Annotated in this window: 25 protein-coding genes, 1 tRNA gene, 1 rRNA gene and 1 pseudogene; 23 read left to right on the top strand and 5 right to left on the bottom strand. The window is 34.5% G+C overall.

The annotated features are described in order from the left end of the window. Positions 1–154 precede the first annotated feature (154 nt). Positions 155–442 (top strand): DUF6037 family protein, encoded by a 288-nt coding sequence (locus tag H8911_RS07280; RefSeq protein WP_227403201.1) that lies wholly within the window; start codon positions 155–157, stop codon positions 440–442. A gap of 120 nt (positions 443–562) precedes the next feature. Here the strand turns inward: H8911_RS07280 and H8911_RS07275 are convergent, their stop codons facing one another. After that, a complete protein-coding gene (locus H8911_RS07275; RefSeq protein ID WP_147346788.1) occupies positions 563–847 on the bottom strand; it encodes a hypothetical protein in 285 nt (94 codons plus the stop codon). Between the two features lie 464 nt (positions 848–1,311). Between H8911_RS07275 and H8911_RS07270 the strand changes: the two genes are divergently transcribed. The 3 genes from H8911_RS07270 to H8911_RS07260 all read left to right on the top strand — a co-directional run bounded on the left by H8911_RS07270 (position 1,312) and on the right by H8911_RS07260 (position 2,707). Continuing rightward, positions 1,312–1,788, top strand: a complete 477-nt coding sequence (locus H8911_RS07270) for a pyridoxamine 5'-phosphate oxidase family protein (RefSeq protein WP_117925611.1) — start codon at positions 1,312–1,314, stop codon at positions 1,786–1,788. A gap of 28 nt (positions 1,789–1,816) precedes the next feature. Then, the gene (locus tag H8911_RS07265; protein WP_186999182.1) at positions 1,817–2,377 is read left to right on the top strand and encodes a GNAT family N-acetyltransferase; all 561 of its coding nucleotides are present in this window, start codon (positions 1,817–1,819) and stop codon (positions 2,375–2,377) included. 81 nt (positions 2,378–2,458) lie between these two features. Continuing rightward, positions 2,459–2,707 carry a DUF3781 domain-containing protein gene (locus H8911_RS07260; RefSeq protein WP_117925613.1) on the top strand — a complete coding sequence of 83 codons (249 nt, stop codon included), beginning with the start codon at positions 2,459–2,461 and terminating at the stop codon, positions 2,705–2,707. 465 nt (positions 2,708–3,172) lie between these two features. Here the strand turns inward: H8911_RS07260 and H8911_RS07255 are convergent. After that, positions 3,173–3,247: transfer RNA gene (locus H8911_RS07255), tRNA-Trp, on the bottom strand. A gap of 134 nt (positions 3,248–3,381) precedes the next feature. On the opposite strand from H8911_RS07255, the gene H8911_RS07250 reads away from it, so the two are divergent. From H8911_RS07250 to H8911_RS07240, 3 genes and pseudogenes are all read left to right on the top strand, one after another. Next, complete coding sequence (locus H8911_RS07250) at positions 3,382–4,662, top strand: adenylosuccinate synthase (protein ID WP_186999181.1); 1,281 nt, start codon at positions 3,382–3,384, stop codon at positions 4,660–4,662. Between the two features lie 37 nt (positions 4,663–4,699). Then, positions 4,700–4,867 carry a hypothetical protein gene (locus tag H8911_RS07245; RefSeq protein WP_186999180.1) on the top strand — a complete coding sequence of 56 codons (168 nt, stop codon included), beginning with the start codon at positions 4,700–4,702 and terminating at the stop codon, positions 4,865–4,867. 8 nt (positions 4,868–4,875) lie between these two features. Next, positions 4,876–5,648: pseudogene (locus H8911_RS07240) on the top strand (HAD-IIB family hydrolase). 377 nt (positions 5,649–6,025) lie between these two features. On the opposite strand, the gene H8911_RS07235 reads toward H8911_RS07240, so the two are convergent. Further along, positions 6,026–7,390 carry an IS110 family RNA-guided transposase gene (locus H8911_RS07235; RefSeq protein ID WP_186999179.1) on the bottom strand — a complete coding sequence of 455 codons (1,365 nt, stop codon included), beginning with the start codon at positions 7,388–7,390 and terminating at the stop codon, positions 6,026–6,028. A gap of 326 nt (positions 7,391–7,716) precedes the next feature. Here H8911_RS07235 and H8911_RS07230 point away from each other — a divergent pair, with 326 nt between their 5' ends. The 11 genes from H8911_RS07230 to H8911_RS07180 all read left to right on the top strand — a co-directional run bounded on the left by H8911_RS07230 (position 7,717) and on the right by H8911_RS07180 (position 18,398). Further along, positions 7,717–8,373 (top strand): coiled-coil domain-containing protein, encoded by a 657-nt coding sequence (locus H8911_RS07230; protein WP_186999178.1) that lies wholly within the window; start codon positions 7,717–7,719, stop codon positions 8,371–8,373. A gap of 256 nt (positions 8,374–8,629) precedes the next feature. Continuing rightward, positions 8,630–9,892 carry a PTS sugar transporter subunit IIC gene (locus H8911_RS07225; protein ID WP_255466318.1) on the top strand — a complete coding sequence of 421 codons (1,263 nt, stop codon included), beginning with the start codon at positions 8,630–8,632 and terminating at the stop codon, positions 9,890–9,892. A gap of 10 nt (positions 9,893–9,902) precedes the next feature. Next, a complete protein-coding gene (locus H8911_RS07220) occupies positions 9,903–11,804 on the top strand; it encodes a BglG family transcription antiterminator (protein ID WP_186999177.1) in 1,902 nt (633 codons plus the stop codon). Between the two features lie 64 nt (positions 11,805–11,868). Continuing rightward, positions 11,869–13,197 carry a 6-phospho-alpha-glucosidase gene (locus tag H8911_RS07215; RefSeq protein ID WP_186999176.1) on the top strand — a complete coding sequence of 443 codons (1,329 nt, stop codon included), beginning with the start codon at positions 11,869–11,871 and terminating at the stop codon, positions 13,195–13,197. 15 nt (positions 13,198–13,212) lie between these two features. Next, positions 13,213–13,506, top strand: a complete 294-nt coding sequence (locus H8911_RS07210) for a PTS sugar transporter subunit IIB (protein WP_186999175.1) — start codon at positions 13,213–13,215, stop codon at positions 13,504–13,506. Between the two features lies 1 nt (position 13,507). Then, entirely contained in the window at positions 13,508–13,828 is a 321-nt protein-coding gene (locus tag H8911_RS07205) for a PTS sugar transporter subunit IIA (RefSeq protein ID WP_186999174.1), read from the top strand. A 1-nt stretch (position 13,829) separates the two neighbouring features. Beyond that, a complete protein-coding gene (locus H8911_RS07200) occupies positions 13,830–14,426 on the top strand; it encodes a hypothetical protein (protein ID WP_186999173.1) in 597 nt (198 codons plus the stop codon). Positions 14,427–14,448: 22 nt separating this feature from the next. After that, entirely contained in the window at positions 14,449–15,051 is a 603-nt protein-coding gene (locus H8911_RS07195) for an AAA family ATPase (protein ID WP_186999172.1), read from the top strand. Positions 15,052–15,096: 45 nt separating this feature from the next. Next, a complete protein-coding gene (deoD, locus tag H8911_RS07190; protein ID WP_186999171.1) occupies positions 15,097–15,813 on the top strand; it encodes a purine-nucleoside phosphorylase in 717 nt (238 codons plus the stop codon). Beyond that, on the top strand, positions 15,810–16,994 hold the full coding sequence (locus tag H8911_RS07185) for a phosphopentomutase (protein ID WP_186999170.1): 1,185 nt from the start codon (positions 15,810–15,812) through the stop codon (positions 16,992–16,994). Before deoD ends, H8911_RS07185 begins: the two co-directional genes overlap by 4 nt. Positions 16,995–17,078: 84 nt before the next feature. Beyond that, positions 17,079–18,398, top strand: a complete 1,320-nt coding sequence (locus H8911_RS07180; protein WP_186999169.1) for an MATE family efflux transporter — start codon at positions 17,079–17,081, stop codon at positions 18,396–18,398. Between the two features lie 6 nt (positions 18,399–18,404). Here H8911_RS07180 and H8911_RS07175 read toward each other — a convergent pair whose 3' ends face one another. Beyond that, positions 18,405–19,139 carry a TrmH family RNA methyltransferase gene (locus tag H8911_RS07175; RefSeq protein WP_186999168.1) on the bottom strand — a complete coding sequence of 245 codons (735 nt, stop codon included), beginning with the start codon at positions 19,137–19,139 and terminating at the stop codon, positions 18,405–18,407. Positions 19,140–19,440: 301 nt separating this feature from the next. Here H8911_RS07175 and pheS point away from each other — a divergent pair, with 301 nt between their 5' ends. The 4 genes from pheS to H8911_RS07155 all read left to right on the top strand — a co-directional run bounded on the left by pheS (position 19,441) and on the right by H8911_RS07155 (position 25,181). Continuing rightward, on the top strand, positions 19,441–20,475 hold the full coding sequence (pheS, locus tag H8911_RS07170) for a phenylalanine--tRNA ligase subunit alpha (RefSeq protein WP_117925624.1): 1,035 nt from the start codon (positions 19,441–19,443) through the stop codon (positions 20,473–20,475). Between the two features lie 12 nt (positions 20,476–20,487). After that, positions 20,488–22,875, top strand: coding sequence for a phenylalanine--tRNA ligase subunit beta (pheT, locus tag H8911_RS07165; protein WP_186999167.1), 2,388 nt, complete (start codon positions 20,488–20,490; stop codon positions 22,873–22,875). A gap of 94 nt (positions 22,876–22,969) precedes the next feature. Then, a complete protein-coding gene (gene glpK / locus H8911_RS07160) occupies positions 22,970–24,451 on the top strand; it encodes a glycerol kinase GlpK (RefSeq protein WP_186999166.1) in 1,482 nt (493 codons plus the stop codon). A 16-nt stretch (positions 24,452–24,467) separates the two neighbouring features. Next, positions 24,468–25,181 carry an AAC(3) family N-acetyltransferase gene (locus tag H8911_RS07155; protein ID WP_186999165.1) on the top strand — a complete coding sequence of 238 codons (714 nt, stop codon included), beginning with the start codon at positions 24,468–24,470 and terminating at the stop codon, positions 25,179–25,181. Here the strand turns inward: H8911_RS07155 and H8911_RS07150 are convergent. Further along, positions 25,165–25,611: a free L-methionine (R)-S-oxide reductase MsrC gene (locus H8911_RS07150; RefSeq protein WP_186999164.1), complete on the bottom strand. Its 447-nt coding sequence runs from the start codon at positions 25,609–25,611 to the stop codon at positions 25,165–25,167. The two genes, H8911_RS07155 and H8911_RS07150, sit on opposite strands and share 17 nt — an antisense overlap. 449 nt (positions 25,612–26,060) lie before the next feature. Here H8911_RS07150 and H8911_RS07145 point away from each other — a divergent pair. Next, positions 26,061–26,145: ribosomal RNA gene (locus tag H8911_RS07145) — 16S ribosomal RNA — on the top strand; the annotation flags it as partial.

The following is a 26,145-nucleotide window of genomic DNA, read 5'->3' as shown; positions in this document are numbered from 1 at the left end:
TGGCTCCTTTTTTTGGTTTTGACGCCTATATTATAGAGGAGCTTTTCTTATATGAAAAGTTCACCCAATGGGTGATAAGAAAAATTCGTAGATTTCCTTTAAATTAGGAACATTCTACGAATTTTTATATTTTCATGAATAGTTCAGGAAATACATTTCAAATCATGCGCCGCATAAATGCAAAAGACGTATAGTTGATCCTGCATATTTGGTTCGTTATCGCCAACATACGATTAAAGATAGTGATGAACCATGGAAAATATATTTTAAAGGCTGGAATAATCACGTATTGGATAAAAAAACAGCAAGAAATTTTGATAAAACGGAAAAGCTATTAGGAAAAAGAGTAGCTGATTATTGCAAAGAGCATAATATTAGTTCGATGTGGTCCGATAAAACTAGTGAAAAAAAGAAAGTAACGTATCCATGGCAGAATAAATAAAAAATAAGGTGTTGTAACGAAATGGGTTTCGAACAACACCTTTATTACTGTTGAATGCTTAGTATGATAATTATAAGAAGAGCCTTATGTATAACGAATAGTTATAGCTTCTAGTGAATATTATTCTAAAAATATTTTTAAAGCATTTAAAGATAAATCATCTATATAATGGCCTTCTAATAATTCTATAGATACGTATTTGAAAGGTTTATCTATATCATCTATTAAGCGTTGTTTAAAGATGACTTTGGATTTATCAATTAAATAGGTGAATTTTGCACGGTCATAAACATAATAGTTCTCAATGTCATGTAGAGTATAGAAATATGAATAATCGTTTAAATCTGTGTAAGTGGATCCAATTTGTATGTTTGTATAAGATCCAAGTGTTTTAAGTCTAATCACAATAATTCTGTTTGCATCTGGTTCTTCTCTTTTATAATTTGTGAATGAAGTTTCAAAATGCCGAAGGTGGAGAACGGCAATGGTACTTAATCTCGGATATAGAAAAAGCACACCTGTTTTCGCTGTTTGTTGCAAAAACAAGTACGCCTGCAAAATGTCGTAAAATCAAAGATACTTCCATCAGCTATTGGTTGAACAGGCATTTGTAGTTGCTCTGTCAACATAGCCGACGAAGGTATTACGACTGGTTCGTTGTCGGTTACATTTAGTTTTTCACGGTATTACGGTGGTGTTATAAAGCAATATAGGTTTTTACAAGTTTTTATTGGCAATATGATGGTGTTACAAATTTTTTGTATGAAAATTAAACACGATATGTTTCTTCTCTACAAACCACTTATATTTTGTGTTAAAATAAATCAAAAAATCGGAATTTGTATCAACGTAAAAAGGAGAGCAATATCATGTTTAGAACAATTCGTAAAAAGAAAAATGCAATCAGCATTGACACGGCAAAGGCTCTTTTGCAGTCCAGCCGACGTGGCGTTCTTGCCGTAAATGGAGATGACGGATATCCCTATGCAATTCCTATCAACTATGTCTACGATGACGATGCGCAGAAAATTTATTTTCATGGAGCACGTGTAGGTCATAAAGTAGATGCACTGCGTGCCTGTGACAAAGTATGCTTCACGGTATATGGAAATGAAACCATCAAAGAAGAAGATTGGGCACCGTTTGTGCAGAGCGTTGTGGTATTCGGCAGATGCCACCTCATAGAATCCGGTGCAAGAGCAACAACTCTGTTAAAACGATTTGCAATGAAATACTATCCCAGCGAACAGTTAGTTGATGAGGAAATTGCCCATGCAGGAAAGGCTGTACAAATTTTTGAAATAGACGTGGAGTACCTCAGCGGCAAGGAAATACAGGAACGATAAATTAGAATTTGCGGAGGAGAAATACTATATGACCACAGATGTTATTAGTGAAAAAGATGGTTTTGTAATACGTCTAGCCAAAGCAGATGACGCAGTTAATTATTATGAACAGAATTATTGTCCTTTAGATAAGGAAGTGGCACGTTTGACTGGCTGTAAAGAAGAATTTTCAAAAGAAGAAGTAGTATCCTTTTTTCTGAAATCGCTTGAGGAAAATGATAGGTATTTCTTTTTGATTATAGCACCTGACGGAGATATTATAGGTGAAAGTGTAATTAATGAAATTGATTGGGATTTGAGGTGTGCTAATTTCCGAATAGGTCTTTATCGTCAAGCGGAAAGAGGAAAAGGTATTGGCACATGGGCAACGGAAATTACTCGTGATTTTGCTTTTGAGAAACTAAAATTACATCGTTTAGAATTAGATGTGTATTCATTCAATTCCAGAGCCGAAACAGTATATTTAAAAGCAGGATTTAAGCGGGAAGGTGTTTTAAGAGATGCTATTATGGATGGCGCTAAGTATGCAGATGATATATTGATGTCGATTTTAGAAGATGAATGGAGAACATTAAAAACGCAACGATAACTTACAATTTAGTTATTTGTTAGATAACTTACAATTTATTGATTTGTTAGATAAATAGTAATTTTTTGAGGAGATTAAGTTATGGAAGATAAACAAATATTACTTGATAATATAAGTAAAGTGCATACTACTGAAATGGGGATTGATAGAATTAAGAAGAATCTAAAATTGAATACTAATGATGTAGTTGAATTTTGTAAAAATAAAATTTTAGATAAGAATTGTAATATTTATAAGCAGGGTAAAAATTGGTATTGTGAAATTGATAATATTAAAATAACTATTAACTCTTATAGTTATACAATTATTACAGCACATCTAATCAAATAAATTCAAGTTTAGTTTTCTCAGTTTCCGTGAGGATGGCTTGTCTAAGTTGTAAAAAAAGAAGACCTTCATCGAAAGCACCTGCATCTAAGAACATCTGTGATTACATCTCGAACGCATAAGCACAAAGAGACTTAATGTTTCTTTGCTTTTTTTTGTGCTTTATTGAGCACGAATAAGTAAACGTAATTCTTAGTTTCATGAAAACAATCTCAGGTTATTGTGTGAAGGTTGATTGAAATTTGTTTTGGCTATTGGTTGATCTATATGTAATCTGGGAGACTATTCTGTTATAAAAAGCTTTTTATTTGAACTTTTAATAATTTGTTTCGAAAAGTAAAAAAATAATTTTTTTCGAATTGTTTGCCAAAAAGTTTGCCAGAACGGGGAAAAATCGACTTTTTGACGACAAAAAAACTCTCAAATCTGCTTTATATAAAGCATTATTGAGAGTTTTAAGTTTCAAACTGGCAGGGGTAGTAGGACTCGAACCCACATCAACGGTTTTGGAGACCGCTATCTTAGCCTTTGGACGATACCCCTAAGTGCCTGTTAATGATAACATGAATTAAATGGTTGTGCAAGCTCTTTTTTTAAAAAATCTCAATTGACAATAATATGAGGGTTACTTATAATTAATTAGGTATTGTAAAGAACATACCTAAAAGGAGGCTCTTATGTCAAGCCAAGTAGTTGTAGGTACCCAATGGGGCGATGAGGGTAAAGGAAAAATCGTCGATGTTTTAGCAGAAAAGGCGGATATGATCGTTCGTTTCCAAGGTGGAGACAATGCAGGTCATACAGTCATTGTAAATGGTAAGAAACATGTATTGCACTTATTACCAAGTGGTGTTCTACATGAAGAAGCAACTTGTATCATTGGTCCAGGAGTTGTTTGTAACCCATTCGTATTATTAAAAGAAATGGAACAATTAGAAAAAGATGGTTTATCAACTAAACACATCATTATTAGTGACCGTGCACAGATGTTAATGCCATATCATCAATATCAAGATGAATTAGAAGAGCAAGCTGCATCTAATAAAATCGGAACTACAAAACGTGGAATTGGTCCATGTTATGCAGATAAGTATGCCCGTCATGGTATTCGTTATCATGAATTTAAGGATTTTGAACATTTTAAAGTTCGTTTAAAAGACTGCTTAGATTTCAAAAACAAATTATTTACTGCCGTATATGGTGGAAAAGCTATGGATTACGATAAGATGGTAGCTGATTTTGAAGCTATTTATGATCGTATTATTCCTATGATTCAAGAAACAACACACTTAGTCAATGAAGCTTTGGATGAAGATAAGACAGTATTGTTTGAAGGGGCTCAGGCAGCAATGCTTGATATCAACTATGGTACATATCCTTATGTAACTTCTTCAAGTCCAACAAGTGCTGGTGTTACTACAGGCGCTTGTGTTGCACCAAGTCGTATTCAGACTGTTGTGGGTGTTGTTAAAGCGTATTCAACTCGTGTTGGTGAAGGACCATTCGTTACTGAATTATTAGATGACCAAGGTGAATGGATTCGTGAACACGGTGGAGAATATGGAGCTACTACAGGTCGTCCTCGTCGTTGTGGATGGTTAGATCTATTAACTGTAAAACACGCAAACTTAATGAGTGGATTAACAGATATTGTTATCACTAAGATAGACGTATTAGATGGTTTAGATGAAATCAAGGTTTGTGTTGGATACGAAATCGATGGTAAAGAATATAATTATATTCCTAGTGATCAGGCAGATGTTGCCAAGGCAAAACCAATCTATAAAACTTTCAAAGGTTGGAAGACAGATATCACTAAGATGACTACAGTCGATCAATTGCCTCAGGAATGTTTAGACTATGTACACTTCATTGAAGAGTTCACAGGCGTACGTGTTTCTATGATTTCTGTAGGACCAGATCGTGTTAATAATATTTACGTACATGAGATCAAGTAATTTGATCTCTTTTTGATATTGTGAAAGGGGCAATGGTTTGATGATACCTGATACAGTTCATGGACATATAGAAGTGATTGTATGTGGAAAAAGCGGATTGACACTAAACCTTGAAATTCGAGATATGGAAGAATATGTTACGAACTTGAGTGGGAAACAAAATTTAAGATGTGATGGTTGTATTGACGAGGATACAAGAAAGTAGGGAATCGAATGAATAAAAAATATTTTTTCTTTGACATTGATGGTACTTTAACTGATCGAAACACTGGTAAAATCGTGCCGAGTGCACAAGTGGCATTAAATGAACTTCAAAAGGCAGGTCACTTTGTGGCTATTGCGACAGGTCGTGCTCACTATAAAGCACGTAAGTTTATGGAAAGTGTGGGTCTTCATGATATGGTTTGTTGTGGAGGTGGTGGATTAGTCATTCATGATGAATTGGTTCAAAATATTCCTTTAGATTTAGAAAAATCAAAGAAAATTGCCAAACAAGCCTTGTCTTTAGGGTATGGTGTTTTATTTGCGTTAGATGATTCAATTAAAGTATATACATTAGATCATACTTTCCAGAATCAAGTTGGAGACGTAAGGAACCAACGGAATATATTTATGATGAGAACTTAGATGTAGATGCATTGGATGTAATCTATAAAATGTATATCTCAATCCCTAAAGAGAAAGAATCCGAATTGACTTTAAAGGATACTTTAGGGAATATGCGTTTTGTACCCGATTATTTAATGTTTCAATATGATGCTAAGCATCAAGGTATTCTAGATATGATGCAGCATATTGGTGGTGATTTAAAAGATGTGGTTGTCTTTGGGGATGACACTAATGATATGGTTATGTTTGATCCACAATGGACAAGTGTAGCGATGGGAAATGCGTGTCAGGAATTAAAGGATATCGCAACAATAGTCACAGATGCCAATGTAGATGATGGTATATATAATATTTGTAAGAAAATGAAATGGATTTAGCGTCGAAAGGCGCATTTTTTGCGCAAAAATTAAAATTTATTAGAAAAAGTGCATTTTTTTACGTATATGAGTATGTAGGAAATCCCTACTAGAAAAGAGGTGCTCATGCGTAGCGCAAATTTATTAAATGATTTCGCCTTTAAGTATGTGTTTGGCGAAGATTGTAAGACAAACTATTAAATGTCAATAAGTAATGTAAAATTTGTTGAAATTGTAGTTTTCTTTGTTGGATCAAGGGTGTTTGTCTTGATTTAGAGGTGAATCCTCGTTAAAAACTTCATCTAGTTTTTGAAATTGGGTGCATTGAAAACAACTTTTTTGAGCCTTTAAAAAATTTTTCAAAAAAGCCTGATTTTTGAAAGAATTTGTATGTTTTTTTATTCGATTAAAGCTGTTTTTATCGATTTAAATACGAATTCATGGAGTTCTCCATATTCATCTTCATACAGATATTTCTTTCGTCTAGTTTTTGCTGAAAAGTCTGTTTCGGCATTTTGGAAAAACTCATTTTGGGTTGATTCCGATAGTTTCACCAAATCACGGTATTGAATAATGTATGTGGACTGGTTTTTCATTAAAGAATAAATCACTTTGCAAAGTTTGTTCGCTACTGCATTCACTGCAAGAGTATGTTTGGTACGATCTCCATTCTTTTTTCTGGTAAAGTAAGCTTTAAATATCGGGTTGTTTCTTCGTGCAAATTCAGCAACCATGTAGATTGCATGACGAAGATAACGAGAACCTTTCTTGGAAATTTTTCCACGCTTGTTTACAGAAGAACCAGACTTGGAGTTGTCACCATATAACCCTGCCAGGGATACGATCTGACTCGCTTTATGAAATCTGGAGATATCTCCTATTTCAGCAACGATTGTAGCCGCTGTGATTTTTCCACATCCTGTTAATGTAAGAAGTACATGATAAGCAGGAAATTCTTCAGCCTTAGAATCAATTATTTTCTCAAGATTTCGTATTTCTGATTCAAGAGAATCTATAGAATCAATAAGGCTGTGAATGTTGTATAGTTCGCCATCTGAGATAGATTTGCGAACAACAATCGAATTACGTGCAGCATGAATAAGTTCATTTGCTTTGTCTACGCCAAATTTGTTTTTAGAAGCTTTTTGAAGAACAGAAACAAGTTCATCGAAATCAGCTTCTATGATAGAATAAGGTGTAGGATATATTGAAAAGATGGCTTTTAAGGTTGCACGTCCACTTGGAAAGACTTTGAGAAGGTCAGGAAAATACAAACAAACTTTGGCGAGGAATCTGTTTGTTTCCTGAGTGCATGTAACTTTAAGTGCATTCCTTCTGCGAATGTAGGCTTTCAAATCAGTATATCCGTTTTTTGCTACATGAACGATTTGAGCATCGCCGTTCAAAAGAAGTTCGGCAATACAGCCAGAATCGATCTTATCTGTTTTATTAAGCCGTTTGTAGTCTCTGTAATTTTTAACGGAATCCGGAGAAATCATAACTACGTGATACCCATCTGATTTGAGCCTTTCGTATAAGTTAGTACCATAGATACCTGTCACTTCCATCCCAAACAAGATCTTATCTTTGTTCAGACATTTGGAAAGAACAGTGTTAAGGAACTTTTCATATCCTTGTAGCGTATTTGAAAAGTGTCCTCTCTTAATCAAGAATTTATCCTGATTGTTTTTCATGGCAAAATCGTGTTTGTTCTGAGCACAATCGATGCCAACGTAGTAGTCATAAGAATCTTGTTTTTTCATAAAATCTTCCTTTCGTAACCGGTTCTGGATTGCACCTCTAAAGCAAGACAAACACAACCTCAAGAATTAGAAGATACAGTGCAAGAGCAAAGTTCATCAACAAACCAAATCAGTGTATAAGGCACGTCTTGAATAAAGGAGCCAGTCTTTAAAAAGTGAATCAACAGTTCACAGGAGGCATGTAGGCTACCTTAGTCCAGAACGTTACAATTATCTTGGATTAAGAAGAAAAATACAATCTATTTAACAACAATGTGTTGAACTGATTACGCTACATATTATATGAGGAGGCAAACGATGCCTTAAAATCATTACTCACGGTATTTTTGGAAAGAAAGGTGGTGAATGTAAATGTAACGAATGTGGGGTTTGATCCAATACTTGAAGCTTTTGTAGAATTTGACGATAACACCAAGATGAAACTAGCTATTCTGATAGATCAAAATATAATCAAATTACATCGCTTATCTGAATATTATCTTATGAGGTTGTTTGGATCACAGGAAGAATATGATTTAAACCCATGTCAAGTCATTGCGTTCTATGATGGTAAGGAATGTGAATTTGAAATAGATCTTCAATTTAGAAATGATAATGGTATTTTGTTTTTTCCGGATGGCATGTTGAAAATATCTGTGTATTCAACACAAAATTTAGATAAGTCTTATGATCAGATGGACGATAAAGAAAAAATGGTATATTACTTTTTGAATTGTCGTGATAATGGTAAAACTAAGATGATAGAAAATGATGAAGTAATTCAAACGGTAGAAAAACGAGTAGAAACCATATCGAATGATTGTTGGACAAAATGGATTGAAGACTTTAGAATACAACAAGAAAATGAACTAAAACTTGAATTTGAAGAAGCTCATAAACGATTAAAGAAAGCGAATAAACGATTAGAGGAGGCTCAAAAACGATTAGAGGAAGCAAATAAAAAAGTACAAGAAGCAAATAAACGTGCAAACGAATCAGATTAAAAGATTGCGCAAATGAATCAAGAAATGACATTGATAATCTAAACTATGCTTTCAAATGATATGAGTGTATCTCAAATTGCGAAGTGTGTATAGAAAAGTGAAGAAGAAATTATGAAATGGATATCGTAGTCGCCTTTATGGCGACTTTTTTTCTTGCCACTTTAAGTGGAAAAAGAAGATTTGAGAATTATAATGTGAACATTTAATATATAGATAACAATTTGGTCGACAAAAATTGTATACGAGGAGAGCGAAAATGGAAAAAATTCAAAACGTACTTATGAAGTATTTGATGCCAATTGCGAACAAGCTTGAACAACAAAAACACATTCAAGCAATCAAAGATGGTATCGTTGCTTCAATACCTATTATTATTGTTGGTTCATTCTGTACTATTTTCTTAGGTATTGCCAACCTTTTGGGAAGTGGACCTGTTTATGATTTTTTAAATGCAAACATGGGGGTCTTGACATATGCATCAGCATTCACAAACGATATGCTTGCGGTATATGCGACATACTTTATTGCGAAGACTTTATCTGAAAAATATGATTTAAAAGGAAGTCAACCTGCTGTTACTGCTTTAGTTGTCTTCTTCATTCTTTGTGCTGTAGTCAAAGATGGTCAACTAAGTACATCTTATTTAGGATCAACTGGATTATTTACAGGTATTGTAGCAGCTTTATTTACAGTTGAAATTTATCACATTTGTTACGAACGCAAATGGTATATTAAAATGCCAGAAAGTGTACCACCAATGGTACAAGATATGTTTGCGGCATTAGTACCATTAGTATTGAACACAATTATCGCAGTTGCGATTGCGAATCTTTCATTGACTTTTGGAAAGGTTGCCTTCCCACAATTGATTATGAATGTATTAGCACCAGCTGTAACAGGTATGGATACACTACCAGCTTTATTGATTGTGATGTTCTTTACGCAATTATTATGGTTCTTTGGATTACATGGACCAAGTATTACATCTGCTGTATGGGCATCTTTTGCGATTGCGTATGCCGCTGAAAATATTGCAGCTTATACGGCAGGACAACCTGTTCAACATATTTTTACTTTTGGATTATTCTATTGTATATTATGTGTATCAGGATCTGGTTTAACATTAGGATTAAATATTTTAATGATGAGATCAAAGGCAAAATCATTGAGTTCAGTCGGTAAAGTATCTATTATCCCTGGCTTGTTTGGAATCAATGAACCATTAATTTTTGGTACACCAATTATCTTGAATCCATTTATGTTTATTCCATTTGTGTTTGGACCATTGATCTGTACAACAATTGTATATTTAACAATGAATTTAGGCTTAGTCGGTAAACCAATTGCCAATCCTCCAGGATTCTTGCCTCCAGGAGTAAGTGCATTCTTAATGACATTAGATTGGAAGTCTGTAGTCCTAGTATTTGTATTGTTGATTCTACAAACTGTGTTCTATTATCCATTCTTTAAGATGATGGAAAAAGAAGAGCTACAAAAAGAACAAGCTTTAGAAAAATAGGAAGAGAAACATGTTAACAGCTAGACAATTAAAAATTATAAAATTGATTATGAATAATCCGGGGATTCATGGAAAAGAAATATCAGAAAATCTAAATGTGTCAACACGAACTATACGTAATGAAATCACATTTATGAATGATGTGACAAACTGTATATTAATACGTTCGAGTACCAAACAAGGATATATGATCAATGATGAGCACCTAGATATTATTCATAACATAGTCAATCAGGATAATGAAAATATGGATCTAGCTGTCTATCGTATTTACAAAATTATAGGTAAAATACTATTCTTTGAGGATTGCAGTATATACGATTTATCAGAATTATTAGGTTTATCTGATTCTGTAATCCGCAAAGAAATCAATAAAGTGATTCAATTTTTGTTGAAAAACTACAATGTGGAATTGTTCAAACTAAAAAAAGATGAGTGTGTCATTTTATTAGAAGAAAGTGACATTCGTGAGCTTCTTTTTAAAATCGTAAAAGACATGGCACTCGAAAATCCAGATGCATTAATGGACATTCTTTATATGCTTCTAAGTGATTCGTGGGTTATGAAATATTATAAATCCACAGAGGAAGATATTATCAAAATCATGAATGGAGAACAAGTCTATTTATCAGAAACAGACTTATCTATATTTACAGCATGCATCTTGATATGTCGAGTACGAAATTTAAATGGATACAATCTAGAGGGTTATCAAATAAGTTCTCCGGACGATCTTTCCACACGTGTCATTACTAAATTATCTATGCAGTCACCTTATTTAGAGCAGGCTGATATTCCGATTCTATATAATCTTTTACATACATTTAAAATAAAATCAACGGATGAAGTACCTGAAATCACAGATTTTACAGTGCTTGTATATGATGAATTTTGTAATGAAGTATTCGATAAATATTCAATCAACTTAAAGGAATCGGAAGCTTTATCTAGTAAAATGCTTTTGCACATAGAATTTATGAATCGACGAGTTATTGGTGGATATGAATTAAAAAATCCCATTGTTGATGATGTAAAGACAAAGTTTCCATTTGCGTTTGAAATCAGTATGATGATTGTTCCTATTCTTTTCAAATACAAACGTGTTTATGTTACAGAAGATGAAATTTCATATTTAACTGTATATGTGGCACAATTTTTAGAGAATGAAAATGTTAAACTTAAAACAATCGTTGTTACAAGTCAGCGACACAGCGTTAAACAATTGTTGACACAATGGCTTGAAATGTATTTTAAAAACCAGATTGAGATCGTGAATATCATAAATAAGGAAGCTTTGAAAAGAATGGATCTTACATCAATTGATCTAGTCATTACGTTGGATTCATTTCTGATCTTAAAAGGTGTTGAAGTATTCAGTATGGATAAGCTACCAGAAATCAAAGATATTGAACGATTGAATTCAATGATTCACATGATTCGTATGAATAAACGTGTTTCTAAGATATTAGATTGTTATATTCAAAAAGAACATGTAAAGGTATATCCAGACACAAAAGAACTGCCTGAACTCTTACTAGAGATGTCTAAAAAGTTGCACGAATCAGGATTTATATCCGATACAAAAGGATTTTATGAAGATGTTTTGTTGAGAGAAAAGAATTATCCAACTAATTTAGGATCACAGATGATGGTTCCACATGCCCTGTTTACATTTGCCGATAAAACAGGTATAGAAGTGGCCTTGTTAAAAAAAACATTTGAACATCATGGAAATCAAGTGCAGCTCGTATTTTTATTGGCGCTCGAAAAGAAACGAAACGATGAAATGAACTTGTTGTTTCAATTCTTTAACCAAATTGTTTCACACAAAAAATATATGCATCAGCTTCTTCAAAGTGAAGATAGCGATGCCTTCATTAAAAACTTATATAGTTTTAAATTGTTAGAGTAAAAAAACAATAAAATCAAACATAATACATGTATCAATTTATTGTCTTAGAAAGAGAGATAGTAAAATGAAGAAATTTTCAATTGTTATTGCAGGTGGAGGAAGTACATACACTCCAGAAATTATTTTAATGTTGTTAGACAACCTAGACCGTTTACCATTAAGAAGTATCAAATTATATGATAACGATGAAGAACGTCAAAATCATGTCGCAAAGGCATGTGAAATCTTAATCAAGGAAAAAGATCCAACCATACAATATGTCGCAACAACAGATCCAGAAGTAGCCTATACAGATGTTGACTTTGTATTAGCACACATTCGTGTAGGTAAGCTTGAAATGAGATCTCTAGACGAAAAGATTCCGTTGAAATATGGTGTTGTTGGACAAGAAACATGTGGCCCAGGAGGCATGGCCTATGGTTTACGAAGCATTCCGGGTGTATTGGAAAACATTGAATATATGGAAAAATATTCACCAAATGCATGGATGTTAAATTATTCCAATCCGGCTAGTATTGTAGCAGAAGCATGTCGTCGTTTTAAACCAAACTCAAGAGTTATCAATATTTGTGACATGCCAATTGGTATGGAGCATACAATTGCACGTATTTTAGGCTTCAAAAGTCGTAAAGAAATGTGTATCCGTTATTATGGGCTGAATCATTTTGGATGGTGGACATCAATCAAGGATAAGGATGGAAAAGAATATATTCAAGACTTGATTGCACACCAATTAAAATATGGAAACTGTTTAGCCGATGATGATGCATCATATTATACAGATAGCTCATGGTTTGATACAGCTAAAAAGGTAAAAGACATTATTGCGATTGATCCTACGATGTGTCCAAATTCATATTTCCAATATTATTTGTTTGGAGATGATATGGTGGCACATACAGATCCAAATTATACTCGTGCTGATCAAGTTGTGGATACAAGAGAAAAACGTGTATTTGGTGAATGCGCTCGTATTGAAAAAGTAGGTACCGCAAAGGATACAACACTACAAATCGGTATTCATGCTGAATTTATTGTGGATCTAGCAACGGCCTTAGCATTTAATACACATGAAAGAATGTTGTTGATTGTTCCAAATAACGGAGCGATTTCAAACTTTGAAAAGGATGCTATGGTTGAAATTCCATGTATTGTTGGAAAAGATGGATATGAACCACTTACTGTGGGTGAAATTCCACATTTCCAAAAGGGATTGATGGAACAACAAGTAAATTGTGAAAAGCTTGTTGTAGATGCGTATGAGCAGCACAGTTATTTAAAAATGTTACAGGCATTAACTTTAAATAAATGTGTTCCAAATGCCAATGTGGCAAGAAAAATTTTAGATGATTTTATTGAGGCGAATAAAGCATATTGGCCAGAACTAAAATAGAAAGAGGAAATCAAAATGAAAATATTGTTATGCTGTAATGCAGGAATGTCAAGTTCAATTCTTGTGAAAAAAATTAGAGATGTTGCTGAAAAAACAGGTGAAGATATTGAAGTGAGTGCAGTAGCTAATGCTTCAATTAAGAACGAAGTGGGTAAATGGGATGTATGCTTAGTAGGTCCACAATTGATTTATGCGGTGGATTCAATTCATCAACAATTAAATATTCCAGTTGCAAGTATTGAACCTAGAGTATACGCAATGGCAGATGGAGCTGCTGCTATTGAAATGGCAAAAAAATTATTGGGGTAATATGGCTAACGTTGAACAAATATCACAAGTTGCTATGCAAGTTATTACATATGCTGGTATGGCAAAGTCAAGTTATTTAGAAGCTCTTAAATATTATCGTGAAAACGATCAAACAGCTTACGAACAATCAATGTCAAATGGAGATGTAAGTTTTTCACAAGCCCACGAAGCCCATCTTCAATTGTTACAGCAGGAAATGAATACGCAAGAACCACAAATCACAATGTTAATGGCGCATGCGGAAGATCAGCTTATGTCAGCAGAAACAATAAAGACTTTGATTCAAGAAATAATTTTATTAATAGAAAGTAGAGGCAAATAAAATGACAATTTGGGCAGACATTCAGACAAAGAATGGCTTTGCATCCGACGAAGTACAATCTTCATTACAGAAATATATTCGTCGTGCAAAAGTTGAAGAAGCTTGTCAAGCAGCCTATGAATTATATACTTCAGGGCCAGTCTTCTTAGACAAAATGTGGTCTCGTCTAGAAACGATTGCAGTTGAAGATGTTGGATTTGGAGATTTAAATGTTCCAGTTTTAATTCATGCATTAGATCAAATGCGTAAAAACTTCCCATACAATGATGGGGATCAACCAATGTATTTTATCCATGCGATTCGCGTACTTTGTGCATGTACAAAGGATCGTTCAAGTGATTATTTGAAAAATATCATTATTAAGGAATCTGCCATGGGGAAAATCATGGAAGTACCAGATATCGCCTTGGATAAACACACTAAGCGTGGACAAGAAATGGGACGTGGATCGAAACACTTCTTTGAAGAAGCTACAAAAGTGATTCCACAATTAGAAATCGATAATGATTATCGTGAACGCTATGGAAAGATTCTTGAAACATATGATCCGGATCATGTTGTTGAGAATGCATTCAAATATAGTTCAGAACAATATTAATGGAAAGTGAGTGTAAGAGAATATGTCATATAATATTTGGGCTGCCGCAAAAACAAGAAATGGCTTAGCCGCAGATGAAGTGATTTCTACACTTCAAAAAAGCATTCGACGCAATAAAGTAGAAGAAGCATGTCAAGCTGCTTATGAATTATATATCACAGGACCTTTGTTTTTAGATAAGCTATGGCGTCGATTACTAACAATTTCAGTTGAAGATATTGGTTTTGGAAATTTACAAGCTGCTGTGCAAGTCAACACATTAAATGAAGTACGAAAATCGTATGCCTATGATGATGGAGATCAGCCAATGTATTTTATCCATGCGATTCGTTTACTTTGTGCAAGTACAAAAGATCGTTCAAGTGATTATTTGAAAAATATTATTATTAAAGAAGCAGCTATGGGAAAAATCATGGAAGTTCCAGATATCGCCTTGGATAAACACACTAAACGTGGACAAGAAATGGGACGTGGATCAAAGCACTTCTTTGAAGAGGGAACAAAGGTCATTCCCCAGTTGAAAATTGATAATGATTATCGTGAAAGATATGGTAAAATTTTAGAGAAGTATGATCCAAATCATGTTGTACCGAATGCATTTAAGTATAACCCAGGACAATATTAAGATGGAAAGACCAGCTTTGACTGGTCTTTATTTTAGGAGGAAATTATGTCAACAGCACACAATAACGCAAATAGAGAAGATGTCGCGAAAGTTGTTTTAATGCCAGGCGATCCTTTAAGAGCCAAATTGATTGCCGAAAATTTTTTAAAGGATGCCGTATTATTTAATGATGTACGAGGTATGCTTGGATATACAGGTACTTATAAAGGAAAAAGAGTTTCTGTCATGGGAAGTGGTATGGGTATGGCCAGCATGGGAATTTATTCGTATGAACTTTTTAAATTCTATGATGTAGATGCCATTATACGAGTTGGTAGTACAGGAAGTTATTCTGAAAAATTACCAATGAAGTCTGTTGCTTTAGTCAAAGGAAGCTATTCAGAATCTACCTATGCCTTAGCACAAAGTGGTGATACAGATACAATGCAATATCCAGATGAAGATTTAAATAAGTTGATTGAAAGTGTAAGTCAAGAAGTTTCAATTCCTGTTGTAAAGACAAATACACATTCTAGTGATGTTTTCTACTATGAAGGGGATTTGGAACAACCAGAAAAAATGGTTGAAGAGCAAGATGCACTTTGTGTCGAAATGGAGAGTTTTTCCCTATTCCACAATGCTAAGGTATTGAATAAAAAGGCAGCTTGTTTATTAACTGTATCTGATTCTTTATGTACACATGAACATTTAAGTACTGAAGAAAGACAAACATCTTTTAATGAAATGATTACCCTTGCCTTAGAAAGTGCAATTCGTTTATGAAATACAAAAAAATAGTTTGTGTCGTTATTGATTCTTTTGGGATTGGACAAGCTACAGATACCAAAGAATTTGATGATGTAGGTGCCGATACTTTTGGACATATCCTAGAATATCGCCCGGATTTAAAGATAGATAATCTATATCAATTAGGTTTAGGAAATCTTCATTCGAGTGGTAAAGCTTTACAATCAAAAGGCTATGCTTGTAAGATGCATGAGGCGAGTTGTTCCAAAGATACAATGACTGGTCATTGGGAAATGATGGGAATTCATACGACAAGACCTTTTAAAACATTCACTGAAAATGGTTTTCCTGATGAATTGGTTCAGGAATTAGAAAGATTAACTGGCCATGTCTTTATTGGAAATAAAAGTGCAAGTGGAACGGAAATCTTAGATGAATTGGCCATGGAAGAAATTCAATCGGGTGGAAAGAAATTGATACTTTATACATCTGCTGATAGTGTTCTACAAATTTGTGGACATGAAGAAGTGACTGGATTAGATGAGCTATATCGTGTATGTCAGATTGCTCGAGAAATAACTTTAAAACCAGAATACAAGGTAGGAAGAGTCATTGCCCGCCCTTATGTAGGAGATTCGGTGGGTCACTTTACACGCACTAGCAATCGTCATGATTATGCGTTGTCTCCATCAAGTAAAACCGTTTTAGATGTGTTAAAATCTCATTCATTGGATGTGATTAGCATTGGTAAGATTTCTGATATTTTTAATGGACAGGGAATCACAAAAAGCATTCATTCGACTTCGAGTCATGAGGGTATGCTTCAAACTATTGAAGAAATGAAAAAAGATTTTACAGGTTTATTATTTACGAACCTTGTGGATTTTGATGCCAAGTGGGGCCATCGAAGAAATGTTTCTGGATATGCTGATGAGCTTGAAAATTTTGATCTTTTATTAGGACAGCTACTTGGTGTTATTGATTCAGATACAATGTTGATCATTACGGCCGATCATGGAAATGATCCAACCTATAAAGGAACGGATCATACTCGAGAGTGTGTACCATGTTTAATGTATTCACCTAGTATGAAAGAACATGGAATATTGGACGATTCAAGTTCGTTTGGGGTTCTTGGTGCAAGTGTTTTAGATAACTTTGATTTATCAAAACCATCTGATCTGATTGGTGAGTCTATTCTTGATTTGATAAAATAGAAAAAATATATTAACTTATTTTAGCATTTATTTTCGTTTTGGTATCCCCTATGAAACTGCCAAAACATAGGGGAGGTAATTTTTATGAACAAAATGGAACATATGGAAATCAAACAATTGGTGGTTTCTATGAGTTTGCCCATCATCATTTCGATGGTGATCCAGGCTTTATATAATATTGTCGACAGTATCTTTGTCGCAAAGGTATCGAGTGATGCACTAACCGCTGTATCTTTATGTTATCCGGTACAAACCATTATGATTGCGATTGCATGTGGTACAGCCGTTGGCTTTAATACATTGCTTGCACGATACTTAGGCGAAAAGAAATTTGATTATGCGAATAATACAATGATGCATGGAATCTTGTTAGGACTTGTGAATGGACTTGTCTTTTTAGTTTTGGGTTTACTTTTTTCTAATGTATTCTTATCTTTGTTTACATCAGATCAAAATGTAATTCCATTAGCCAATACGTATATTCGTATATGTACGATGTTTTCATTTAGTGTCTTTGTACAAATCATTTTCGAAAGAATTATGCAGGCAACAGGAAATGCCATTTATAACATGGTTATGCAAGGAGCAGGAGCCATTATTAATATTATTCTAGATCCAATCTTGATCTTTGGATGGTTTGGTCTACCTGAAATGGGTGTTGCCGGAGCTGCCATTGCGACCGTTATTGGACAGTTTTGTGCCATGCTTATTGGATATGTAATTACGAAGGTAAAAATAAAAGAATTGGATATCCATATGCGTAATTTTTCCTTTTCTACACCTATTCTTTGTAAAATCTATAAAGTAGGAGTTCCTGCCATCTTAATGCAGTCTGTATTAAGTTTTATGACTGTTTTTATGAATATGATTCTAGCACCAATCTCAGCTATGGCGATTACTGTCTTTAGTGTTTACTATAAATTACAGAATTTCTTGAATATGGCAGTGCTTGGAATCACCAATGCCTTGATTCCAATTGTTGCCTATAATAATGGGGCTAACAGAAAAGATCGAGCAATTGAAGCTATACAATTTTCTATGATTTTATCGATTTTTATTATGGCTGTAGGAACAATTGTATTTCAATTATTCCCTAAACAATTATTAGCCATGTTTAGTGCGAATGACCAGATGTATGGATTAGGAATACCCGCATTAAAAATCATTAGCTTAAGCTTTGTGTTTGCCGGTATCAGTATGGTACTATGTGCTGCCTTCCAGGCTTTAAATAAGGCAAATACTTCATTAATGATCACTTTGGCTAGACAATTAGTCATTTTGATTCCATTGACATATGGCTTAATGAAGTGTTTTGGCATTCATGTAGGTTGGTATGCCTTTGTTGTTACGGAATTTATATGCACTATGTATTCATTATTTGAATGGAGAAAAATGAAAAGGTAGCATTCGCTACCTTTTTGCGTATTTAAATGTATACATACATATGGATGTGGCAATGGCCACGTTTAAACTTTCGAAAGTTTCCATTTCAATTTTGACAATATGATTACATAAATCAATCAATTCCTTGCGCACACCCTGTCCTTCATTACCAACTAGAATTGCGTATTTTTTACTTGGCTTAATATCTTGAAGATTCTTGTGATTATCATGTAGAGCTGTGGCATACACTTCAATATTTCTTTCTTGAAGCTTTTTAATTTTTTCTACTAAATCCGTTTGGATAACAGGAATATAGAAAAGGGCTCCTTGACTGGACTGAATCGTTTTTGGGTTGTAGATATCAGCACAACCCTTTGACATATAAATAGAGTCAATGCCAAAAGAATGAGCGGTTCTTAAAATCGTACCTACATTTCCTGGATCTTGTACATTATCTAGTAATAGAATATTTTCTTCTTTGTCTGGCTTTAAGTTTAGTTTTTTACATAAACCAATCATCTTTGAATTTGAATTCTGGTTTGACAATTTGTTTAATACTTGTTGCGTTACGGTTTCATAGTTAAACTCTATTGGACATTCGAGTCCTTCAAGGATAAATAATTCTTGTAGAGTATTTGCGTTAAATGCTTCTTTAACCATATGTTCGCCTTCGACGAGAAATAAATTTGTCTTATCTCTTTCTTTTTTTTGAATCAGTTTGGCGTATTCTTTTATTTTCTTATTGTTTATTGATTGAATCATAAGAAAATATTACCATACTTCGGCTTGAAAAAAAACATGGACTTCGATATAATTTGAAATGTTAAAGCAATGAGAAGACATAGTAACTATTTAACGCTTAGATCAGAGAGTAAACCGATTGGTGAAAGGTTTATATGAGTAGGGATAGTGAATTCACCTTTGAGCAAGAGTTAAAACCTCTTCCGTTTCATACGGTTATCATGGTTAATTAAGTGTGTCTATCAAGACGAAGCAAGATGGTAACGCGGCAGTAGTCGTTCTTGCGTCGTCTTTTTTTGTTTTTAGGGAAAGGAAGAACAACATGAAAACAATCGAAGAGCTTTTGCAGGAAGCTACACAAAAAATTCAAGATGTCAAAGATTCATCTTCATTGAATGATTTACGTGTCTTGTATCTAGGTAAAAAAGGACCTGTTCAAGAGTTGATGAAGGGTATGAAAGATTTGTCGAAAGAAGAAAAACCTATCTTTGGACAAAAGGTTAACCAATTAAAACAAGATCTTTCTAAGATGATTGAAGAAAAGAAAGAACAATTGGCAGCTTTAGAAATGCAAAAAAAGATCGAATCTGAAAAAATCGATATTACATTACCTGGTCGTAAACCAGAATTAGGGAATGCGCACCCATTAAATTTGGTACGCCAAGAATTGGAAGATTTATTCATTGGTTTAGGATATCAGGTTATTGAAGGTGACGACATTGTCGATGATGAATATTGTTTTGAAAGAGCCAATATTCCTAAAGATCACCCAGCACGTGATATGCAGGACTCTTTATATATTGATCCAAATCGTTTATTGAGAACACATACTACGGCCATTCAGATGGTTGTATTAGAAGAAAGTGCACCAAATTTACCAATCAAAGTTGTATGTCCAGGTAAGGTATATCGCCGTGATGATGATGATGCGACTCACTCTCACCAATTCATGCAGATGGAAGGTTTAGTTATTGGTGAAAAGGTCACTTTAGCGGACTTAAAGGGAACTTTAGAATTTATGGCCAGAAAGTTATTTGGTCAAGATCGCCAGATTCGTTTTAGACCTAGTTATTTCCCATTTACAGAACCAAGTGTAGAAGTCGATGTTTCTTGTCACATTTGTAATGGAAAAGGATGTCCAACATGTAAAGGTACTGGATGGATTGAAATTCTAGGTGCTGGAGAAGTGCATCCAAACGTATTAAAGATGGCTGGTTATGATCCAGAAAAATGTAGTGGTTTTGCGTTCGGTGTAGGTGTTGAGCGTGTTGCGATGTTGAAGTATGGCATTGATGATATTCGTCATTTCTATACAAATGATAAACGATTCAATTCTACATTCAAACGTTATGAGTAGGAGGATTTAAATATGCGTATTTCAAGAAAATGGTTTAATCAATTTATGGATGTACAAGATCTTTCTATTGAAGAAATGGCAAAACGTATTACAGATGCGGGTTTTGAAGTAGAAGGTATTGAACATTTATCGCAAGGAACAAATTTAGTGATTGGTCACGTTGAAACTTGTACGGAACACCCAGACAGTGATCACTTGCACTGTACAACTGTCAATGTAGGAAATGAAGTTGTCAATATTGTATGTGGCGCACCCAATGTGGCTGCAGGACAAAATGTAATTGTTGCACTACCAGGTGCTGTTTTACCTGGTGGAGAAATCAAGAATGGTGTGATTCGTGGCGTTGAAAGTAATGGTATGATTTGTTCATTACTAGAACTTGGTGTAGATCCAGCTAGTTTAAATGAAGATCAAAAGAGTGGTATTGAAGTATTACCTGCTGATGCGCCTGTAGGAAATACAGATCCACTTGGCTATTTAGGTTTAGATGATGAAGTGTTAGATATTGGTTTAACGCCAAATCGTAATGATTGTTTAGCTGCATTTAATATGGCAAAAGAAGCGGGGGCCATCTTAAATCGTGAAGTTAAACTTCCAAATTATGAAGGTGTTAGTGATGTAGGTACACCTAGTAACTTGCATGTTGAAAGTACAACATCAAAATGTCCATTATTCTATGGAAAAGTGATTAACCACTTAACTATCAAAGAAAGTCCAAAATGGATGAAAGAATTATTGGCGGCTAGTGGTGTAAAATCAATTAATAATATTGTCGATATTTCAAATATCGTTATGTTAGAAACAGGGCAACCAATGCACTTCTATGATGCGAAATCTTTGCCAAGTCAAAGTATTGTCGTAGCCGATGGCTTTGATGAAGAATATACAGCCTTAGATGGTGTGACTTATAAATTACAACCAGAAGATATCGTCATCACAAATCAAGGTAAACCAATCGGTATTGCCGGTGTTATGGGTGGAGATGATTCTAAGATTTTAGATACAACGGATTCAATTATTATTGAATGTGCTATTTTTGATCATGTTGCGATTCGTAATACAGCACGCCGCTTAAATCTTTCTACAGAAGCAAGTGTTCGTTACCAAAAAGGTATTGAACCATTAGCTAGTAAAAAAGCATTGGATCGTGCCGTTCAATTGTTGATTGAATATGCGGATGCGACAGGTATTGAAGAAACAGTTCAATATGGACAGGTTCCTTATGAACCAAAATCAATTTCTTGCACTTTAGAAGCTATTAATAATCGTTTAGGCACTGACTTTAACTTAGATGAAGTTGTCGATGTATTTGCACGTTTAGACTTTGAACCTGAAGTTGAAGGTACAACTATCACATGTCACATTCCAAGTTCAAGAACCGATATGGAAGGAATGGCGGATTTAAGTGAAGAAGTTATTCGTATGCTAGGTTATGATCGTTTGCCAAGTACGCTTCCAGTTATGCCAATGACAGAAGGTAAATTAACGTATAAACAACAATTGACTCGTCAAGCACGTCAATTCTTATGTAGTCAAGGTTTACAAGATTGTTTAACGTATACTTTGGTTAGTACAGAAAAGAAAGACAATGCGATTTTTAATAATGATGAAGCAATCGAACTAGCTAGTCCTATGAGTGAAGAGCGTCGCTACATTCGTACAAGTATTTTGCCAAGCTTATTAGATGTTGTTTCTTATAACCGTGCTCGTAATATCAAAGATATCAATGTCTTTGAATTGAGTGATGTAGCTGGTGTAAGTGGTGCTAAAATGCATTTAGCTATTGCCATGAGTGGAAATTTACAACAAACTCGTTGGACAAGTGATGTAACACCAAGCGATTTCTACACATTAAAAGGTTTAGTAGAAGCTTTCTTTGAACAAATTGGTATTGCAGCTCAAAGAATTTCATTTGTAGAAAATGATATGGATACAACACACTTCCACCCATATCGCAGTGCAAAGATCATGTTAGGAAAAGATTGTGTTGGATTATTAGGTGATATTCATCCTAAATATGGTAAGAATATTGTGATGGCTGAACTTGATTTTGATGCGTTGATCGATGTGAAGAAATCCAAAATCAAATTCACTCCAGTTTCAAAATATCCAAGTGTATCTCGTGACTTGGCATTCGTTTTAGATCGTACAATGCCGGTACAAAAGGTAGTGGACACAATTAATAAACAGGGTCGTTTAAATAAAGAAATGATCGTTCGTGATGTAGAAGTATTTGATGTTTATGAAGGTGAACACGTAAATAAAGATGAAAAATCTGTTGCGTTATCGATCACATTCCAGTCGGATTCTCATACATTAAAAGATGAAGAAATCAATCAAGTGTTTGAAGCTATCCTTGAACATATTCAAAAAGATTGCAACGCAACACTTCGTAGTTAAGAGATGTTTTTGACATCTCTTTTCTTTTGTCCACGAAATCTTGTAAAGGGCTTACAAAAAGATTAAAATAAGACATATAAGGAGATTTTTTTCTATGCAAAAATATATTTTAGCAATCGACCACGGAACAACAAGTACGCGTGCTGTTTTATTTGATAAAGCAGCCAATGTGGTTGAGATTGCCCAAAAAGAAACGACAATATCCTACCCACATCCAGGATGGGTAGAACAAGATGCCAATGAGATTTGGTTGGCGTGTTTGGCCGTGATGAGTGAGGTCATCTTAAAAAGTAAGATCCGTCCAGAACAAGTGGCCGCGATTGGAATAAGTAATCAGCGTGAAACAAGTGTTTTATGGGATGCATCAACAGGGCTTCCTGTAAATCCTGCCATTGTATGGCAGTCTAAACAGACAAAGAGTATTTGTGATAGTTGGAAGGAAAAAGGGTATGAAGATGTTGTGAAGGCGAAAACGGGCCTTCGTATTGATCCTTATTTTTCAGCGAGTAAGATTCGCTTTATTTTTGATCAAAATCCAGCTGTCTATGAAAAGGCAAAAAAAGGCGAAGTGTTATTTGGAACAATGGATAGCTGGATCGTATGGAAGTTATCGGGTTCCTTAACGCATATTACGGATGTATCGAATGCGAGTCGTACTCTATTGTTTAATATTCATACGTTATCTTGGGATGAAGAATTATTAGAAATGTTTGATATTCCTAGACAAATCTTACCGGAAGTCAAACCGACATCCTATGTGTATTGTAAGACAGCTTCGTATCATTTTTTTGGTCAAGAAGTTCCAATTTGTTCCGTTGTAGGTGATCAGCAGGCGGCTTTATTTGGTCAAGGCTGCTTTAGTGCGGGTGGCATTAAGAATACATATGGAACAGGTGGTTTCATGTTGATGAATACGGGCGATAAAATCGTCGAATCAAAGAATGGTTTATTGTCGACGGTCGCTTGGCAAATTGGTAATCAAGTCAATTATGCTTTAGAAGGAAGTATTTTTGTTTCAGGTAGTTTAATGAAGTGGCTTCGTGATCAGTTGCAGTTATTTGAAAATACAAAAGATACGCAGGGCATGGCAGAAAGTGTTGAAAATACAAATGGTGTCTATATTGTACCGGCCTTTGTAGGGTTGGGGGCTCCATATTGGGATGATGCTTGTCAGGCAACTATTGTTGGTTTAACTTTTGGAGCCAATAAAAATCATATTGTTCGCGCAGCCTTGGAATCTATGGCCTATCAGTCAAAAGATGTGTTAGAGGCAATGAAGCAAGACAGCCAGATTGAGATTTCATCGTTGAAGGTGGATGGTGGAGCTGCTGCCAATAATTTCTTGTTGCAGTTCCAGAGTGATTTACTTCAAATGCCTGTTCAACGTTTTAAGACCAATGAATTAACGGCTTTAGGTGCAGCTTATTTGGCAGGACTTTCTTGCGGGTATTGGACACAAGATGAGCTTGGGGTAGATCTTCAAAAAGAGTTTGTGCCTAAAAAGAGTGATGAAGAAATGGATAGCTTGTATACAAACTGGAAAAAGGCGGTAAAAACTTGCCAGAGTTATAAATAAAAGTTAGAATATTGGCATGGAAATTTATACAAAAGAAGATTTTAAACAAATATTTATCGACTTGGGCATTGAAAAGGGGAGTAAAATTTTATTAGAAGCAGATCTATCTCGTTATAGTGGCTTGGTGGGTAACTATCAAATGCTGATAGAAACACTGCAAGAATTGATTGGAGATACAGGTTTATTGTGCATGCCTTGTTTCTCATATTCTTGTCTGGATCCTGCTTGTACGGATACGATATATCCTTTCGAAAAATGGAAAGAAGTGCGTGAAAACTTGCCTGGCTACCATGTGATGTACACGCCTAGTGAAATCTATCAAGAGTGCACAAATTTGTTTTTGCATTATAAAGATGTATATCGTTCAAATCATCCTGTATATAGTTTTGCGTATTGGGGATGTTTTGATGAAAACCTGTTAAAGGTGGATGTCAATGATGCTCTAAGTTTTAATGGAAGTCTTTCTTTCTTGCATGAAAAAAAGGCTTGCAACCTTCTAATTGGTGTATCACCAGAAAAGAGTTTAATGGTGCAGGCACTTTCAAATGAGTATCAACTGGGTAAGACTGTTGTACAAAGAGCTTTTATTCATTCGAAGCGTCAATTGACAAAGTCATTCCTTGTTCAAATTGTAGATGATGACTTATCTAGAGATTTACTGGATGGTTTGACGGTTCTACAAAGTGATTCGAGTCTAGATGATATCTTCGTACTTAGAAAAGAGGAATAAAGAATTCGCAGATCTTTTCTAAGGCGGCTTGGTCTTCTTTTGAGAAGTTATTGAATTCAAAAGAATCAACATCTAAGATGGCAACGAGTTTGTCATCTTTTTTTACAGGAATACAGATTTCAGAATTGGAAGCACAATCGCAGGCAATGTGACCTGAAAATTTATGTACATCTTCAATTCTTTGTGTTTCTTGTGTTTTAGCGCAAGTACCTACAACACCTTTTCCATATGGTATGCGTGTACAGGCAACTTTTCCTTGGAAAGGTCCTAGAGTACATTCGTTGTTTGTTTCATCACAAATATAGAAGCCTAGCCAATTGATGTTTTCCATTTCATGATAGAGCAGAGCTATTAAATTTGAAATATTTGCGATGTTTGGCAGTGTATCATCGATTAAATAACTGCATTGTTCAATTAAAATTTCATTCATTTTTATCACCGTACTTATTTTACCAAAAAATGTATAAAATTAGTGACTTTTGTAATTGAAAAAAAGCTTTTTTTTAAGTAGTATATAAGTGTAAATAAAGCTTTTATTTAAAAGGCTTAGGGAATTTGGGATTGATACTAATACTTCTGCAAGAATAACAGACAGTAAAATTGATAGCGCGAATCATTTTTGGTGTCAAAAACAAATTTTGACGGAGAGAAGATTTTATTAGGCTTGACGGGGCTGAATGAATCTTCTTTTCTTTTTTTAAAAAATTTTAAAAAAAGGGGTTTACAAGATGGAAATGATTTGATAATATAGATGAGCACTGCTGAGGTGCAGATGATCTTTGAAAACTGAACAGGAAATAAAAATACAAACTAAAACGTCAATTTCGAAACAAACAAACAAATGTAAAGAAAGATGTCAGAGACATCTAAGAGCTAAATCAAATGGAGAGTTTGATCCTGGCTCAGGATGAACGCTGGCGGCATGCCTAATACATGCAAGTCGAACGAGAGGAAGGAAAGCTTG

This window comes from Holdemanella hominis (assembly GCF_014306155.1).
Classification (GTDB): domain Bacteria; phylum Bacillota_I; class Bacilli_A; order Erysipelotrichales; family Erysipelotrichaceae; genus Holdemanella; species Holdemanella hominis.
This window is presented reverse-complemented; position numbering and strand designations above follow the sequence as displayed.